Genomic DNA, 16,460 nt, shown 5'->3' with positions numbered 1-16,460 from the left:
TACTTTTTTCTATGTTTAAATCATTGCAAAATAGGGTCTGTCTGATATACTGGGTTTAATACCTTTTGAAGGTTTTACGAGGCAATATTTTGGCTGTAAATGACCGCGAATTCCACTTAAAAGAGCTTGACCCCGTCCTGATGAAAGACTGGGAAATAGCCGAAAAGGCTGAGGATTTTCTTAAGCCGGTAAAAGTGTTGGCCATGGAATTGGGTTTAACTGAAGATGAAATAATTCCCCACGGCAAATACATTGCCAAAGTGGATTTTGCAGGGGTACTTGCCCGCCTGAAAGATAGACCGAACGGCAAATATATAGACGTCACCGCCATTACCCCTACCCCTCTGGGTGAAGGCAAGAGCACTACCACTATGGGGCTGGTGCAGGGACTGGGCAAGCTGGGCAAGAAAGTAACCGGGGCTATCCGCCAGCCTTCCAGCGGCCCCACCTTTAATATAAAGGGTTCGGCGGCTGGGGGAGGGCTTTCCCAGTGTCTGCCGCTTTCACCATTTTCGCTGGGACTGACCGGAGATATAGACGCCGTTACCAACTCCCACAATCTGGCTATGGTCGCCCTTCAGGCACGGCTTCAGCACGAAGCCAACAATACTGATGAATTTCTATCCAGCCGACACCTGACCCGGCTGGATATAGACCCCTCTAGAGTGGAAATGAAATGGGCAATGGACTTTTGCGCCCAGTCCCTTAGGGAAATAATTATGGGGATAGGCGGTAAAACAGACGGATACCGGATGCCCTCCGGATTTGGTATATCTGTAAGCTCAGAAGTAATGGCTATACTTTCGGTTTTTACCAGCCTTTCTGACCTGCGGGAACGCATGGGCAAAATAATAGTAGCTTACCGTAAAAATGATGAACCAGTTACTACCGCAGACTTGGAAGTAGATGGTGCCATGACTGCCCTTCTCCTTCGGGCGGTAAACCCGAACCTCCTTCAGACTATTGAAGGCCAGCCGGTGTTTGTACATGCCGGGCCTTTTGCCAATATTGCAATCGGGCAGTCATCCATTGTAGCTGACCGTTTGGCACTTAAACTGGCTGATTACCACGTAACTGAAAGCGGATTCGGGGCAGATATCGGCTTTGAAAAATTCTGGAATATAAAATGCCGTCTGAGCGGTCTCAAACCAGACTGCGCAGTAATTGTGGTGACAGCAAGGGCTTTAAAAATGCATGGCGGCGGACCTAAAGTAACACCGGGTGCACCCCTTGACCCCGCCTACACCACCCCAAATACGAAACTGGTGGAAAAAGGCTGCCAAAATATGCTTGCCCATATCCAAACAGTAAAAACCGCAGGCATAAACCCGGTGGTCTGCATAAACCACTTTGCCGCAGACACCCATGAGGAAATAGATATTATCCGCCGTACGGCTGAACAGGCAGAAGCCAGAGTAGCCGTTTCCCATCACTGGGCAAAAGGCGGAGACGGGGCAACCGAACTGGCCGAAGCGGTAACAGATGCCTGTAACGAACCAAATAATTTTCATTTTCTCTACCCCGAAAATATGCCCCTGAAGAAGCGGATTGAAACCATTGCCCGAAAGGTTTACGGGGCAAACGGCGTTTCATATACCCCAATTGCCATGGAAAAACTGGCCCGCATAGAAAGTATGGGTGATACCCAGTTTATGCCAACCTGTATGGTCAAAACCCACTTGAGCCTCTCACATGACCCTGCACTTAAAGGACGCCCCAGCGGCTTTACCCTGCCGATACGGGATATACTCACCTACATGGGGGCAGGATTGGTAGTGCCGGTGGCAGGAGATATCAAACTTATGCCCGGCACTTCGTCTGATCCGAATTTCAAGCGGATAGATGTAGACACCCAAACCGGCAAGGTGAAAGGATTATTCTAAATTAGTCTTATCCGCTTAAAATTGATAAAATAGTAAGATGACCGAGAAAAAATTTAGCGTCTGCTTTGAGCCCGGCCATAGAGTTATAAATGGCCAGAAGGGGGATAGCCTGCTGGATCTGGCTATTATCGCCGGAACAGGGCTGTGTGCCTCCTGCGGGGGCGAAGGCGTGTGCGGACGCTGCCGTATAAAACTGATAGAAGGCGAACTGGAGTGCGAAGACCACCTCCAGATAAGCGCTGAAGAATTTGCCCAGGGAATAAGGCTGGCCTGCCAGAGCCGTCTGGTTTCAAACGTAACGGTAGAGATACTGGCAGAATCACGCTTTGATACCGCCATAAGCGGTGATGCCATAAGCTGCACCCTGCAAAGCCGGCCTGAGTCTGTCAAAAACAAACCCGTTCTGCCTTTGAGAAAGGTCTTTCTGAAGCTTGTTCCCCCATCCGGAGCAGACAACTCAAGTGACCTTGGCAGGTTAAAACGTTTTCTTAAACCTTTCTGCCCAACCGAGCCTGATATAGATTATCATTTGCTTTCAAGCCTTTCTGAAACCCTGCGGGAAAAGAACTGGAAAATAACAGTAAGCCTGCTGGAAACCCCGAATGGGGTAAAAATAATAAATATCCAGCCGGGAGACCAAACACTCACAACATATGCTTTTGCATTTGATATCGGCACTACCGGTGTTCGCGGGCAACTGCTGGAGGTTACCAAATCTCAGGTGCTGGCTCAAGCCACCGAGTATAACGGTCAGATACCCTTCGGCGAAGACGTTATCAGCCGGATAAATTATGCCGCCAGAGAAGGCGGGCTTAACCAGCTTCAGCAAGCCGTGGTAAATACCCTTAACAATCTGGGACAGGCCATGCTTTCCGAGTGCGGTCTTGAAGCAAGTGACATTGCCTTTGCAACCATAGCCGCCAATACTACCATTACCCAGCTTCTTTACGGGCTTGACCCCAAACACCTGCGGCTTGCACCTTATGTCCCTTTGGCAAGCGAACTGCCGCTTATACCTGCCCGGCATATAAACCTAAGCATCTGCCCGCAGGCATATATATACACCCTGCCTTGTGTGGCCAGCTACGTGGGCGGAGATATTGTGGCTGGGGTAATCAGCACCAATATCCCCCATAGGGAAGGGCTGGTACTTTATATAGATATTGGTACCAACGGCGAAATAGTTGTCGGCAACAAAGACTTTATGTTAACTGCCTCATGTTCGGCCGGCCCGGCTTTTGAGGGCGGCGGCATAAAGAACGGTATGCTGGCAAAACCTGGCGCTATAGAAGATATTGAACTTGAACCCCAAAGTTTTGAGCCAAAACTGAGCGTGATGGGCAGTGGCAATCCCAAGGGCATTTGCGGTGCTGGGCTCATAAATACAGTTTCCGCCCTGCTAAACTGCGGTTTGCTGGGGCAAAACGGCAAATATAATACCCATATTAAAACTGGCCGCCTGCGCAAAGGTGCTGACGGCTACGAATATGTACTGGCTTTTGGCCGTGAATTCGGGCAGGGACAGGATATAACCCTGTCAGAGGTAGATATAGACAACCTTATCCGTGCCAAGGCGGCTATGTACGCCGGTTACCAAACTCTGCTGGAAAATGCCGAGGCAAATTTTAAAAACCTTGAAAAAGTGATTATTGCCGGAACTTTCGGTGCCAAACTGAATATTAAAAAAGCTATCAATATAGGTTTGCTTCCCGAACTTCCGGAAGAACATTTTATATTTGTGGGTAATGGCTCACTGGCGGGTGCCCGTTTGTGTGCCTTTGATAAAAATGCCCAGACAGAAGCTTCTGCCGCCGCCAAAATGATGACCAATGTAGAGCTATCTGAAAGCGTAAGTTTTATGGACAACTATATGGCGGCTATGTTCCTGCCTCATACCAAATCTACGGATTTCCCTGAGGTATATGCCGCTCTGGGCAAATTTAACGGAGGACGTATTTGACCTATACTATTGCACTGGCAGGTAAAGGCGGGGTAGGCAAAACATCCGTTTCCAGCCTTATCATCCGCCAGCTTTTAAAAAACTCTCTCACCCCCATACTGGCGGTAGATGCTGATGCCAACGCCAATCTGGGTGAAAGTCTGGGTTTATGCGTGCCCCAAACTGTGGGCGGGCTGATAGCCAGCTTTAACAAAGCCAAGCTGAACTTGCCCTCAGGCATAACCAAGGAAGCCTATCTGGAATACCAGCTTAACACCACTCTGGCAGAGAGCCATGGGCTGGATATGATAAGCATGGGACGAGGCGAAGGTGACGGCTGTTACTGCTACCCTAATACTATCCTCCGCAGTTATATAGACAAGCTCAGCCGAAACTACCGCTACGTGGTTATGGATAACGAGGCCGGTATGGAGCACCTGTCACGCCGCACCACCCAAAATGTAGACCACCTCTTTATAATATCCGACCACTCGGTCAAAGGGGTGCGTACACTGGGACGTATCCGCCAGCTGATAGATGAAATGAAACTTAACGTCAACCGGATATCGGTTATTATAAACATGGTCTCCGGCACACTTGACCCTCGCCTTGGACAGGAAATTGACAAGCTGGGCATAGCCTATACAGATACAGTGCCGGCAGATGAAATGATACGGGAATTTGACTTGAAACAGACTCCCCTGCTTAAATTGCCTGACAATTCCCCGGCAGTACAGGCAGTAGCCAAAATACTATCAAGCCGCCTTGGTATTAAAAACCTTACAGAGGTATCAGAATAATGAGCGCACATATTATAAACGGCACTGAAATAGCCGCCGCCATCCGCGAAGAAATACGCAGTGAAGTAACTGCCCTGAAGACTAAAGCCGGCATAGTACCCGGTTTAGCCACAGTACTGGTAGGAGATGACCCTGCCTCACACTCATATGTAGATTCAAAAATAAAAATGTGCCAGAATCTGGGCATATATTCAGAACATCACCCTCTGCCCCAGAACGCCACCAATGAGGATTTGCTGACCCTGATTGCCAAGCTGAATGCAGATCCAAAGATAAGCGGTATTCTGGTACAGGTACCCCTGCCTGCGCAAATTTCAGAAAGTCTGGTTCTAAACGCCATAAACCCGGATAAAGATGTAGACGGCTTTCACCCGGTAAACGTAGGCAGAATGTGCCTTGGTGAACCCTGTTTCCTGCCCTGCACCCCGCATGGCGTTCAGGAACTGCTTATCCGTTCGGGCATAAAAATAGAGGGCACTCATGTGGTTATTGTGGGCAGGAGCAATCTGGTCGGCAAGCCGCTGGCTAATATACTTCTTCAGAAAGCACCGGGGGCAAACGCCACCGTCACTATTTGCCATAGCGGCACTAAAAATCTGCCTGAAATAACCCGACAGGCAGATATACTGGTAGCCGCCATGGGCAAGCCCAAGTTTATTACCGCAGATATGGTCAGAGAAGGTGCGGTGGTAATAGATGTGGGCACAACCTGCATAGGCTACACCCCCGAAGGCAAGCGGATACTTTCCGGTGATGTGGATTTTGAAGAGGTAAAAGAAAAGGCCTTTGCCATCACCCCTGTGCCTAAAGGCGTGGGCCCCATGACTATCATCATGCTTATGCTGAATACCCTGACCGCCGCCAAACGGGCGGTCGGCCTGATAAAATAGCAAAATATTTTTAACCCCCGTATGGAGGAAAATCTATGGCATTTGAAACACCTAAAATCAACTATAGCGGCAGTATCAGGGAAATAACTCTGGGTGACGGCCCAAAATCCGTAACCGTAGGCGGTGAAACTGCCCTGCCCTTCTACCTGTTTGAGGGGGATATGCCCCGTAAACCTAAGATTGCCATGGAGATACAGGATACTCCGCCCTTAGATTGGCCGGCAGACGCCTTAAAACCCTTTGGAGATGCGGTAAACAACCCGGTCAGCTGGGCTAAAAAGTGCGTTGACACCTACGAGGCAAAAATTATCTGCCTCCAACTGGAAAGTACTGACCCGAACGGGCTTGACCGCTCTGCCGAAGAGGCCGCAAAGATAGTCCGTGAAGTGGCAAACGCCGTAGACGTGCCCCTGATAGTCTGGGGAACAGCCAACCATGAGAAGGATACAGAGGTACTCCGCAAGATAAGTGAAATCTGTCCGGATAAAAAACTTATACTTGGGCCGGTAGAAGAGGGTGACTACAAGAAGATAGCCGCCCAAGCCATGGCCTATAAACATACCATTATCGCCTCCTCCCCCATAGACATAAATCTGGCTAAACAGCTTAATATCCTGCTGGGCAATCTGGGTGTACCGGCAAATGAAATAATTATGGATCCCACCGTAAGCAGCATAGGCTACGGTATTGAATATGCCTATTCGGTTATCGAACGTATCCGTCTGGCGGCGCTGACCCAACAGGATGAACGCCTCCAGTACCCCATTATCTGTAATATAGGACGGGAGGCATGGAAAACTAAAGAAGCCAAAATACCCGAAACGGAAAGCCCTGAACTGGGCAATACTGAAAAAAGGGCTATTATGATAGAGGCCATGTCTGCCGCCATTTTACTTATTGCCGGGGCAGACATACTGGTAATGCGTCACCCGGAATCTATGCGTCTGGTGGGTGAGCTGATGGCCGAACTTGGCTGAACCTGCCACCTTAATACACTTAGGGATAATGCCCTGATTATCAAAGGGGGACATGAAAGATGAGTAAAACAGTAGCCGAAGCCGCTATAAAAGGTGCACGGAATATAGTAAATGCCAGTTACGAAGTGTATAAACAAACGCTGGTTACTAACTGTCCAGATACGGCCGTGGGTTTCCCGAATACTGCCTATTTTCTGCCGGTTATTTACGGCATACTGGGTATTCAGGTTGAAAAACTGTCTGATATGGGAATGGTCTTTGATAAATGCTTCAAGATGCTGCCCCCGCCAGAGGTAAATGCCGAGGACGTAACCGAGCTGGGTGCAGTACTGGAAGCCGGCCTGTCCACTCTGTTTGCAGAGGAAATGCTGGAAGCCCTGCGTTACCTTAGCCAGCCGGAATATTACACCAATACCGAAGACCCCACCCCTGATAATATTTGGCTGGGTGCGGCCGATGATATTATCCTGCGTAAACGCGGGGTAGAGTTCGTAGACGGCACCGCCCCCGGTTTTGCCGCCATAATAGGTGCGGCACCTGACAATGCCGCTGCCGAAAGCATAGCCGCTGAACTTCAGCAAAAAAATCTGTACACATTTATGTGCGGCGAATCTCAGGGCAAGCGTTTTGCCAAACAGCTGGCTGATGCGGATGTTGAGCTGGGCTGGACACCCCGTCTGGTTTCATTCGGTGACGAAGCCACTGCCGCTATCTTTGCCTTCGGTTTTGCAGTCAGGGTAGCCCTGTCCTTCGGAAATATAGAACCGGGCAACCGAGCTAAACTTTTTGAATACAGCCAGGAGCGCATAAAGGCCTTTATTATGCCACTGGGAGATATAAGTGATGAATGGTATGCCAATGCCGCCGGGGCACTTAATTTCGGCTTCCCGATCATTGCGGACAAATCCGTATTGCCCATTTTGCCGGGGGTAGAGTCAGTTGATTCAGTGCTGGCAGGCATACCTTATAGCCGCATAGTCTCCAAGGCAATGGATGCGCGGGGAATAAAAGTAAACGTAACCAAAGTACCTGTACCGGTAGCTTACGGACCTGCCTACGAAGGCGAAAGGGTACGGGGTGAACAGATATATCTAGAATGCGGCGGCGGCCGCACCCAGATGGTAGAGCTGGTGACAACCGCCAAAATGGACGATGTTACCGACGGTAAAATAGAGCTATTCGGGCAGGATGTGTCTGATATGCCTGAAGGTTCACGTCTGCCGCTGGCCATTGTGGTAGAAGCAGCCGGTCACAAAATGAATGAAGATTACGAACCTATACTGGAACGCCAAATACACCACCTTTTAAACTATGCCCAGGGGGTTATGCATATCGGACAAAGAGATATCGCATGGTTACGCATAGGCAAGAGTGCGGCTGCCAAGGGTTTTTCTCTTAAACATATAGGCTCTATACTTCATGCCAAGCTTCATCAGGATTTTGGCGGTATCGTAGATAAAATACAGATAAAACTCTATACCACCCCTGAGAAAGTGGCCGAGATAAGCAGGCAATCCAAAAAGATATATACCAAACGTGATGAACGTATTGAAGGCATGACAGATGAAAATACCGAGACTTTTTACTCATGCACCCTCTGCCAGTCATTTGCCCCCAGCCACGTATGCATAGTCAGCCCGGAAAGAACCGGCCTGTGCGGAGCTTACAACTGGATGGACTGCCGTGCTTCCAATGAGATTAACAATATCGGTCCTAACCAGCCGGTAAACAAAGGGGCGGTCATTGACGCCAAGCTTGGGCAATGGTCAGGCATAAACCAGTTTGTAGAAAAAACCTCCGGCGGGGTAGTCAGCCATTACAACCTATACAGCATAATCTATGACCCCATGACCACCTGTGGCTGCTGCGAATGTATTTCAGCCATACTCCCCCTGTGCAACGGGGTTATGACCGTAAACCGCGAACACACCGGCATGACTCCCTGCGGTATGAAATTTACTACTCTGGCCGGGACTATCGGGGGCGGTATTACCACTCCCGGTTTTCTGGGTCACAGCAAATACAATATTACCCAGCGCAAATTTATCTCCGCCGAAGACAGTCTGCTGCGACTAGTATGGATGCCCAAATCACTCAAGGAAGAAATACGGGAACGCTTCAATGCCAGAGCTGCCGAACTGGGTGTGCCTGATCTGCTGGAGCGGATTGCAGATGAAAGCGTGGGGACTACCGAGGAAGAAATACTCCCCTTCCTTGAAGAAAAACAGCACCCGGCGCTGACCCTTGAGCCACTTATCTAGAAAGGAGTCCTTTTAATATTATGTCACCTACCGGTATAGAAATTTATAAGTTTTTACCCCGAACCAACTGCGGTGAATGCGGCGTGCCCACCTGTCTGGCATTTGCCATGAGTCTGGCAGGCGGCAGAGCTGAACTTTCTTCCTGCCCTTACGTTTCAGAAGAAACCAAACTGAAACTGGAAGAAGCTTCTGCACCCCCGGTCAGAACCGTAAGCATAGGTACAGGTATATACTCCTTTAAGATAGGTGGCGAAACTGTCATGCACCGCCATGAGAAGCGGTTTGAGCACCAATCCGGCATTGCCCTGCTACTCTCAGACAATCTGACCGAAACCGAGCAGAACACCAAACTGACCGCTTTCAACAGCTTTCAGTACAAACGGGTAGGTGCTATTTTGAAGCCGGATATGCTGGCACTCAGGGCAGACAGCGGTTCAAGTGAAAAATACCTAAAACTGGTCAAACTTGCCGCCGAAAAATGCCAAGCCAGCCTAATGCTGATATGTGCGAATACCACTGTGCTTGATGAATCCTTAAAGATTTGCGCTGAACGCAAACCCCTTCTTTATGCCGCTACTGCGGAAAACAGCAACGAAATGGCAGAGCTGGCTAAAAAATACAACTGCCCGCTAGTAGCCAAAGCGAAAAACCTGACAGACCTGGCTGAACTTACCATCAAACTCCAATCACTGGGTATTAAAGATATTGTGCTTGACAGCTCTCCCGCCAGCTTTAAACAAACCTTAGCCGACAATATCGCCATTCGGCGGGCAGCCATTTTGAAGAAATTCCGTCCTTTGGGCTTTCCGGTTATTAATTTCCCCTGCCTGATAACTTCAGACCACATGAAGGAGTCTCTGTTTGCCAGCATACTGACCGCCAAATATGCGGGTATACTGGTGCTGTCTGACTTCAGGGGTGAAACCCTGTTCCCTTTGCTGGTAGCACGTATGAACCTTTATACCGACCCTCAGCGTCCCTTAGCTACCACCGAGGGTATCTATGAAATAAATAATCCTGATGCCAATTCGCCGGTCATGCTCACCTGCAACTTCTCGCTGACATATTTTATCGTTGCCGGTGAAATGGAAACCAGCCGCGTGCCGTGTTACCTGCTGATAAAAGATACCGAAGGGCTTTCGGTTATGACTGCCTGGGCAGCCGGCAAATTCGGGGCAGATACCATAGGCAAATTTGTAAAAAACAGCGGCATTGCCGGGAAGGTCAATCACCGCAAACTGATTATCCCCGGGTATGCCTCTATGGAAAGCGGCGGTCTGGAAGAAGAACTATCCGGCTGGGAGATAATGGTTGGTCCGCGTGAAGCCGCCCATATACCGGCTTATTTAAAGCAGTTTAAACCCTGAGTGATTTATTAATTTATAGCTGGAGGGTTAGATGACAAACCCCAAAGAAGTTTTCAACCTGCCTGCTCAGCGCAATTTTGAACTGGCCACCAAACGCACTCTTGAACTTAACCGCAGCCATTTTTTGGCCGTGCAGGATTTTGATAAAATAAGCCGACAGGCAGGTGCTGTACTCCAACCGCCCTTTATTCATCTTAAATATTTCAGGTTCAGGGTAGAGATAGACACCCGTAATGCGGCGGTCACCAGCCCGGATACCAGCCTGTCCCCCCGGGAAGAAGCCCTTATCCTGCATTACCTGCTAAAGGCAGACGGCACACCGGTTTCCCGCGAGCAGATAAGTTTTAAAGAACTGCCTGAAGGAGCCAACTACCAGCCTGTTTTCTATAACCGGGTATTAAAAAGCCTTATAGCACTTTATATCGCAAATCCGGCAAAGCTTAATTTGTCTGCTATTTCATTAGGCGGTAAAAAAGCAGAACAGGCTGATGTGAGCTTCCTCTTTCAGGCTCTGCCCCGTCTGCCCCTGTGGCTGGTATTCTGGCAGGGAGATGATGAATTTCCCCCAGAGGGCAACATTATCTTTGACCGCTCCATATCCCGCTATCTGGATACCGAAGCAATTACTGAAATCTGCCAAAACCTTAACCGCAGGCTTACTGAAAAAACCTTTTAAAGTAGACCGTCTGATAAATGCGTTGTACCATACCTGCCCTGAGTATATAATTAGAACGAGGGAAATATTATGCAAACTACCCAGATGATAAAAGTGCTTTTGGCAGATGACCACGTAATCGTACGGGAAGGCACGCGGGAGCTTATACAGCGCGAATCCGGCATGATGGTGGTGGGCGAAGCCTCAGACGGAGTTGAAGCCGTAGAAATGTCCATGAAGGTTCACCCTGATGTGGTAGTTATGGATATTGCCATGCCCCGCCTAAATGGAATTGAGGCCACCAAACAGATAAAACAGCTCCTGCCTACCACTGCCATACTTATACTTACAGCTTACGAATCTGAGCAGTATATTCTGGCCATACTGGAAGCAGGTGCCGCCGGTTTTCTGCTGAAAAACGTGAAGGGCACCCAGTTGCTTGAAGCTATCCGCTCTGTATATGCCGGCGAATCGGTACTCCAGCCCTCTACTACCCGCCGGGTTATTGACCAGCTGATTAACAAAGCCGCTAAAACAGAGGAACTATCTGCTGTAAACCCGCTTACCGAACGTGAAATAGAAGTATTGAAAATGGCGGCACGGGGCGTCAGCAATAAAGATATTGCCGACCAGCTGTATTTATCCAACCGTACTATCCAGACCCATCTTTCAAATATTTTCAAAAAGTTATCGGTAGGTTCGCGGACTGAAGCTATTCTCTACGGGCTGAAACGCGGCTGGTTTATCATGGAAGATTTGCCCTGAAATCCGATATAACCTTATGAAAAAAGTATTTAGTTTCCTCTATAGTCAAATCCGCCGCCTGCCCAGATTACTTGCCAATGTGCATATCTGGATACTGGTGCTTCTGTTTACCGGGGGATTTTTCCTTCATTACCCTCAGTTGTTGCCATTCATCGGCCAAATTGACCCTGATTCTTTTCTATACCTGACCCGCCATTCGGTGGGACGGCTGATAATGTTGCTCCCGGTTACCTATACAGCTCTGGTATTCGGTCTGAGACCGGGTCTTGTATCCCTTCTGTTGGCTATAGCCATTATTATTCCCAATATTTTCGTCACAGATACTGTTACAGCTGATGATATTATTGAAATTATTGGCATTATTATCATCGGGCTGGTAGTTAATCTCTGGCTGGAAAGCTATGAAACTGATAAAAAACACCGTCAACAAGCTTACCTGAAGATGGAAACTGCCCAGCGCGAGCTACAACGTATGCAGCAAAACCTGCGTTTTTACCTTAAGCAAATTACTATAGCCCAGGAAGATGAACGCCGCCGTATTGCTCAGGAACTGCACGATGATACAGCTCAAGACCTGATTGTAATATCACGCGCCATAGACCGTTTTGTAACCAAAAACCCCAACCTTGGCGAAGACAATCTGGCTGAACTGGAAGAGATGCAGAACCATATAAACCGCACTTTAAGTGAAGTCCGTCGCTTTGCCCAGGATTTGCGGCCTTCGGTACTTGACGACCTGGGATTGATACCTGCGCTGGAATGGCTGATACCTGACCTTTCAAAACACTTCGGCATAAATATTGATATAGATGTAAACGGAGAAATCCGCCGCTTTGCCCCTGAAACCGAACTGGTATTATTCCGGATTGTTCAGGAGTCTCTGCGCAATGTAGGCAAGCACGCCCAGGCAACTAAGGCTTGGGTCTATATAGACTTCGGCAAATACAAAGCAACCCTGACTGTGAAGGACAACGGCAAAGGGTTTTTACTGCCGGAACGGGTGGGAGATTTGGCCGCTCTGGGCAAACTGGGACTGACCGGTATGCAGGAACGGGCTCAACTTATTGGCGGACGCCTCTCCATTCAGTCAAAACCGGACGTAGGCACAATGGTAACAGTGGCCGTACCAAATTCCGGCAACCTTGAGGATGACGATGTCTAAACCTTGTGTCTATATCGCAAATCCTTCCCTATAAAAATCTTTGCCCCATACACGAGTGAAAGAAGCCAAACAATGGGCAAACCCCTGCCACCGGCGTTAAACCGCCTTGACAGCAAATGAACGCCAAAGTAGTATTATAAGAGACACTAATACACTAAGGAGAAACGATATGGTAATGGAAATAACCGACCAGAGCTTTGCTGCTGAGGTATTGAAATCAGATAAACCCGTACTGGTAGATTTTTGGGCTCCGTGGTGCGGTCCCTGCCGTATGGTAGCCCCCATAATTGACAAACTATCTACTAAATACGCGGGTAAATTTAAGTTCTGCAAACTGAATGTAGATGAAAATAAAACCACCGCTACCCAATACCGGGTCATGTCCATACCCACCCTGCTGTTTTTCAAAGGCGGTCAGGTAGCTGATATGGTGGTGGGTGCGGTACCTGAATCTGCCCTGAGCCAGAAGATTGACCAGCTAATCCAGAAGTAGCTCTCCTAATACCAAAAATCAAAAACCCCCGTTACCCGGGGGTTTTTTAATACTCTGCTGGCCACAAAACTGCCACTAACGCAACAAGGGTTTCACCTGCATGGGCAGTCCGGCTACCATCAGATAAACGTATTCCACATATGCACCCAGCATTTGGTTTGCCCTGCCTAGTAAATCACGGTAAATTCTGGCCATGGCATTGGGCGGAATAAGACCAGCACCTACATCATTGGTTACTACAATAAATGATGCACCCGTTTTTTTCATAGCATTTATTATGCCATTTATTTCTTTTTTAACCTCGGCATCCAGATAATCTGCCGCCTCACCCGTAAGTTCATCACCGTGTTCAAGCATATACTTGCACATTATGTTATTTACCAGCAGGGTAATGCAATCCAGTATGACCACGCCGGCACTACCTCCATGGGCGCTTATTTTTTCACCCACCTGCAAACTGGCCTCTATAAGACCCCATTCGGCCGGACGGGCCTGCTGATGCCGCAGGATACGGGTTTTCATTTCTTCATCACCGGCTTCGGCGGTAGCTACAAATACGACCTTGCCGCCTATGGACTTGGCCAATTCTTCAGCATAACTGCTCTTGCCGCTTCGGGCACCGCCAATAAGTAAATAATTCATTTTGCTACCCCTCCGGTATTATAAAAACGCCCTGCCTGAGCATATACCTGAAATCAGTCCAGATGGGAGTTATCGTTCAGTTTTTCCAGTATAGACCCCTCCGGGTAAATATCCAAAACAGTTACCGAACCCACCCCCAGTATAAACTGCCACCAGTGTTTATACTCAATACCCAGAAAATGGCATATCAGGATACGGAAAACACCCCCATGCCCCACTACCAGTAGAGTATCGTCACTTTTGTGCTTGGAAAGCATTTTTACAAATTTGATTACTCTCTGGGCAAAATGTGCCATACTTTCCCCGTCAGGAAAGTGCACGTCAAAGCTGCCTTCAGCCCATTTTTGGGCTATATCAGGGTAGCGTTCCACTACATCATCGTAGGTAAGGCCTTCCACCCGTCCAAAATCTATCTCTTTCAGATCATTATTTTTATTGACCAAAAGAGGCCGTCCGTAGGCGATGGTTTCGGCAGTTTCCATACAGCGTTTAAGTGGGCTGGAATAAATGGCATCTATCTTTACCGAAGCCAGATATTCGCGAAGGGAGTTTGCCTGAGCATGCCCGCAGTCTGAGAGCCCGATATCACTGTGCCCCCAGTAACGGCGGCAATTATCTGTTTCTGTCTCACCGTGACGTACCATTATCAGCTTCATATCAAACGCTCCTCTGACCTAGCTGAAATACCCGGATAAGGCCACTATAAACACCAGTGCTGCTACCTCGGTAAATTCGTTAATTGAACCGTAAGTATCCCCGTTCAGACCACCCAGTCTGCGTTTGAAGAAAGATGCCAGATACATAACCAGCAACCAGCTCCCAAACATAGCCAGAAACCCTGCCCAGCCGCCTAAAACTACGCAAACTGTCAGGCAGAAAATAGTAGCACACCACAAACTGGCTTTGGCAGTTTCGCCTTTAAGCTCTTTGCCCAAACCCTGTGACCTGACATAGGGATACTTAACCACCGCATAGACCATAGCCCAGCGGCTGATTAACGGGAACAAAATAAGACCTGTGATAAAACTTTCCGAAGGCAGGCTTAGGACAGCAGAAAATTTTAAAAGCAAAAGGCATATTGCCGCCAGCACACCTATAGCCCCCACTCCCGGCAGGTGCATTACCTCCTGGGCGCGTTCAAATGACTTATGACCGGCGGCTATTCCGTCAAAGGTATCTGTCAAACCATCCAGATGTAAACCGCCTGTAATTATCACCAAGCTTATTGTCAGCAAAGCGGCGGTCAATACATCAGGTAAAAAAAGGCTGAAAACCCAGCCCAAACCGACCAGTATCAGCCCGATAATCAAACCCACCAGGGGGTAGAAGCCGAGTGAGCGGGCAAAATCCAGCCGTGACTTCTCCCCCTGCCAGTCTTCTTTCAGCCAGGGTACAGGTATGTTGGTAAGAAAGCGGAAAGCCGCTAAAAATGAACCCATATATACATTTCCTTAACCCGGGATTATACCAGAATACACCTAACTTTGCTTTTCGGAAACCCCTGCATCTGCAAAGGAGGCCATCTCGTGCTGGATACGGTTAGCTGCTTCTATAATATTCATGGCAAGAGCCGCACCCGTTCCTTCACCCAGACGCATATCCATTTTCAAAATAGCATCCAGCCCCATATGCTCAAGCAGGATACGGTGTCCGGGCTCTACTGACTGGTGAGCGGCAAACATGAAGTCTTTTACCTGCGGGCAGATGGTATAAGCAATAAGAGCCGCCGCACCGGAGATAAAGCCGTCTACAACCACCGCCACTCTATTAGCCGCCGCACCCAGTATTACTCCTGCCAGACCGCCAATTTCATAGCCGCCCACTTTAGATAATACATCAATCGCATCTTTAGCATCAGGGTTATTCAGGGAAATAGCTTTGGCAATAGCGTTGCGTTTCAGCTTCATCTGCTCATCAGAAGCACCTGTGCCGCGCCCGGTTACATCTTCAAGTGACCGCCCGGTAATAACAGAGCAGATAGCAGCAGACGGAGAAGTATTGCCAATACCCATATCACCGGTACCTACCAGATCCAGCCCCTTCTTGACCTCGGCGTTTACAATCTCTATGCCCACCTCAATAGCCTTTACAGCCTGTTCACGGGTCATAGCCGGGCCATGAACCATATTGTTGGTACCGGGTGCAATATTCCGGTTAATTATATTCGGGTCTGCAGCCATGGGAGTAGCCACACCTAACGCAACTACCACGTTACGCGCCCCTACCTGCCGGGAAAGGACATTTATGGCTGCACCGCCATGAGCAAAATTTTGCAGCATCTGGACAGTTACTTCTTTCGGCCAGTTGTGAAACTTTTCGTCAATAATGCCGTGGTCACCAGCCATGGTTATAATGGCTTTTTTGGCGGTTTTTGGTTTGGCATCACCCTGAATACCTGCCAGTTGCACCACAATAGCTTCCAGTTTGCCCAGAGAACCCTGTGGTTTGATCAGGATATCCTGATGTGCCTGAGCCTTGACCATGGCTTCTTTATCCAGCCCGTATATCTTTGCAAGTGTTGCGTTTAATAGTTCCATATTTTTAAAACTCCTTTATAAATAAATTGGGTTAATATATATCCGGTTTTGCACTTCAGGCTATGCTCAGTTTGTCCTCCTCTGGCGCC

Annotated in this window: 15 protein-coding genes; 11 read left to right on the top strand and 4 right to left on the bottom strand. The window is 48.6% G+C overall.

Features of this window, described 5'->3' with window-relative positions; genetic code table 11:
- Nucleotides 1-89: 89 nt before the first annotated feature.
- The 11 genes from X794_RS02670 (at nt 90) to trxA (ending at nt 13,192) form a co-directional block, all read left to right on the top strand.
- Nucleotides 90-1,883 carry a formate--tetrahydrofolate ligase gene (locus X794_RS02670; protein ID WP_011309178.1) on the top strand — a complete coding sequence of 598 codons (1,794 nt, stop codon included), beginning with the start codon at nt 90-92 and terminating at the stop codon, nt 1,881-1,883.
- A 37-nt stretch (nt 1,884-1,920) separates the two neighbouring features.
- Nucleotides 1,921-3,843, top strand: a complete 1,923-nt coding sequence (locus X794_RS02665; protein WP_011309177.1) for an ASKHA domain-containing protein — start codon at nt 1,921-1,923, stop codon at nt 3,841-3,843.
- Nucleotides 3,840-4,622, top strand: coding sequence for an AAA family ATPase (locus X794_RS02660; RefSeq protein WP_011309176.1), 783 nt, complete (start codon nt 3,840-3,842; stop codon nt 4,620-4,622). Before X794_RS02665 ends, X794_RS02660 begins: the two co-directional genes overlap by 4 nt.
- Complete coding sequence (locus X794_RS02655; protein ID WP_011309175.1) at nt 4,622-5,512, top strand: bifunctional 5,10-methylenetetrahydrofolate dehydrogenase/5,10-methenyltetrahydrofolate cyclohydrolase; 891 nt, start codon at nt 4,622-4,624, stop codon at nt 5,510-5,512. The genes X794_RS02660 and X794_RS02655 overlap by 1 nt, the downstream gene beginning before the upstream one ends.
- Before the next feature lie 35 nt (nt 5,513-5,547).
- Complete coding sequence (locus tag X794_RS02650; protein WP_011309174.1) at nt 5,548-6,489, top strand: acetyl-CoA decarbonylase/synthase complex subunit delta; 942 nt, start codon at nt 5,548-5,550, stop codon at nt 6,487-6,489.
- 59 nt (nt 6,490-6,548) lie between these two features.
- Nucleotides 6,549-8,750: an acetyl-CoA decarbonylase/synthase complex subunit alpha/beta gene (gene acsB / locus X794_RS02645; RefSeq protein WP_011309173.1), complete on the top strand. Its 2,202-nt coding sequence runs from the start codon at nt 6,549-6,551 to the stop codon at nt 8,748-8,750.
- A gap of 20 nt (nt 8,751-8,770) precedes the next feature.
- Complete coding sequence (acsC, locus tag X794_RS02640) at nt 8,771-10,117, top strand: acetyl-CoA decarbonylase/synthase complex subunit gamma (RefSeq protein ID WP_011309172.1); 1,347 nt, start codon at nt 8,771-8,773, stop codon at nt 10,115-10,117.
- A 31-nt stretch (nt 10,118-10,148) separates the two neighbouring features.
- Nucleotides 10,149-10,793 (top strand): DUF3786 domain-containing protein, encoded by a 645-nt coding sequence (locus tag X794_RS02635; protein ID WP_011309171.1) that lies wholly within the window; start codon nt 10,149-10,151, stop codon nt 10,791-10,793.
- Nucleotides 10,794-10,862: 69 nt separating this feature from the next.
- Nucleotides 10,863-11,537, top strand: a complete 675-nt coding sequence (locus X794_RS02630) for a response regulator transcription factor (RefSeq protein WP_011309170.1) — start codon at nt 10,863-10,865, stop codon at nt 11,535-11,537.
- Between the two features lie 16 nt (nt 11,538-11,553).
- A complete protein-coding gene (locus X794_RS02625) occupies nt 11,554-12,699 on the top strand; it encodes a sensor histidine kinase (RefSeq protein ID WP_011309169.1) in 1,146 nt (381 codons plus the stop codon).
- Between the two features lie 136 nt (nt 12,700-12,835).
- The gene (trxA, locus tag X794_RS02620) at nt 12,836-13,192 is read left to right on the top strand and encodes a thioredoxin (protein WP_322354398.1); all 357 of its coding nucleotides are present in this window, start codon (nt 12,836-12,838) and stop codon (nt 13,190-13,192) included.
- 75 nt (nt 13,193-13,267) lie between these two features.
- Here the strand turns inward: trxA and cobU are convergent, their stop codons facing one another.
- Genes cobU through cobT form a run of 4 tightly spaced genes read right to left on the bottom strand, consistent with a single transcriptional unit; the run spans nt 13,268 to nt 16,371 of the window.
- Complete coding sequence (cobU, locus tag X794_RS02615) at nt 13,268-13,834, bottom strand: bifunctional adenosylcobinamide kinase/adenosylcobinamide-phosphate guanylyltransferase (protein ID WP_011309167.1); 567 nt, start codon at nt 13,832-13,834, stop codon at nt 13,268-13,270.
- Nucleotides 13,835-13,887: 53 nt separating this feature from the next.
- Entirely contained in the window at nt 13,888-14,490 is a 603-nt protein-coding gene (gene cobC, locus X794_RS02610) for an alpha-ribazole phosphatase (protein ID WP_011309166.1), read from the bottom strand.
- An 18-nt stretch (nt 14,491-14,508) separates the two neighbouring features.
- The gene (cobS, locus tag X794_RS02605) at nt 14,509-15,273 is read right to left on the bottom strand and encodes an adenosylcobinamide-GDP ribazoletransferase (protein ID WP_015407662.1); all 765 of its coding nucleotides are present in this window, start codon (nt 15,271-15,273) and stop codon (nt 14,509-14,511) included.
- Nucleotides 15,274-15,312: 39 nt separating this feature from the next.
- Complete coding sequence (gene cobT, locus X794_RS02600; protein ID WP_011928979.1) at nt 15,313-16,371, bottom strand: nicotinate-nucleotide--dimethylbenzimidazole phosphoribosyltransferase; 1,059 nt, start codon at nt 16,369-16,371, stop codon at nt 15,313-15,315.
- Between the last annotated feature and the right edge of the window lie 89 nt (nt 16,372-16,460).

The sequence above is a fragment of the Dehalococcoides mccartyi CG5 genome (assembly GCF_000830885.1).
Taxonomy (GTDB): Bacteria; Chloroflexota; Dehalococcoidia; order Dehalococcoidales; family Dehalococcoidaceae; genus Dehalococcoides; species Dehalococcoides mccartyi_B.
The sequence above is the reverse complement of the archived record's forward strand: the minus strand, read 5'-3'. Positions and strand labels throughout refer to the sequence as shown.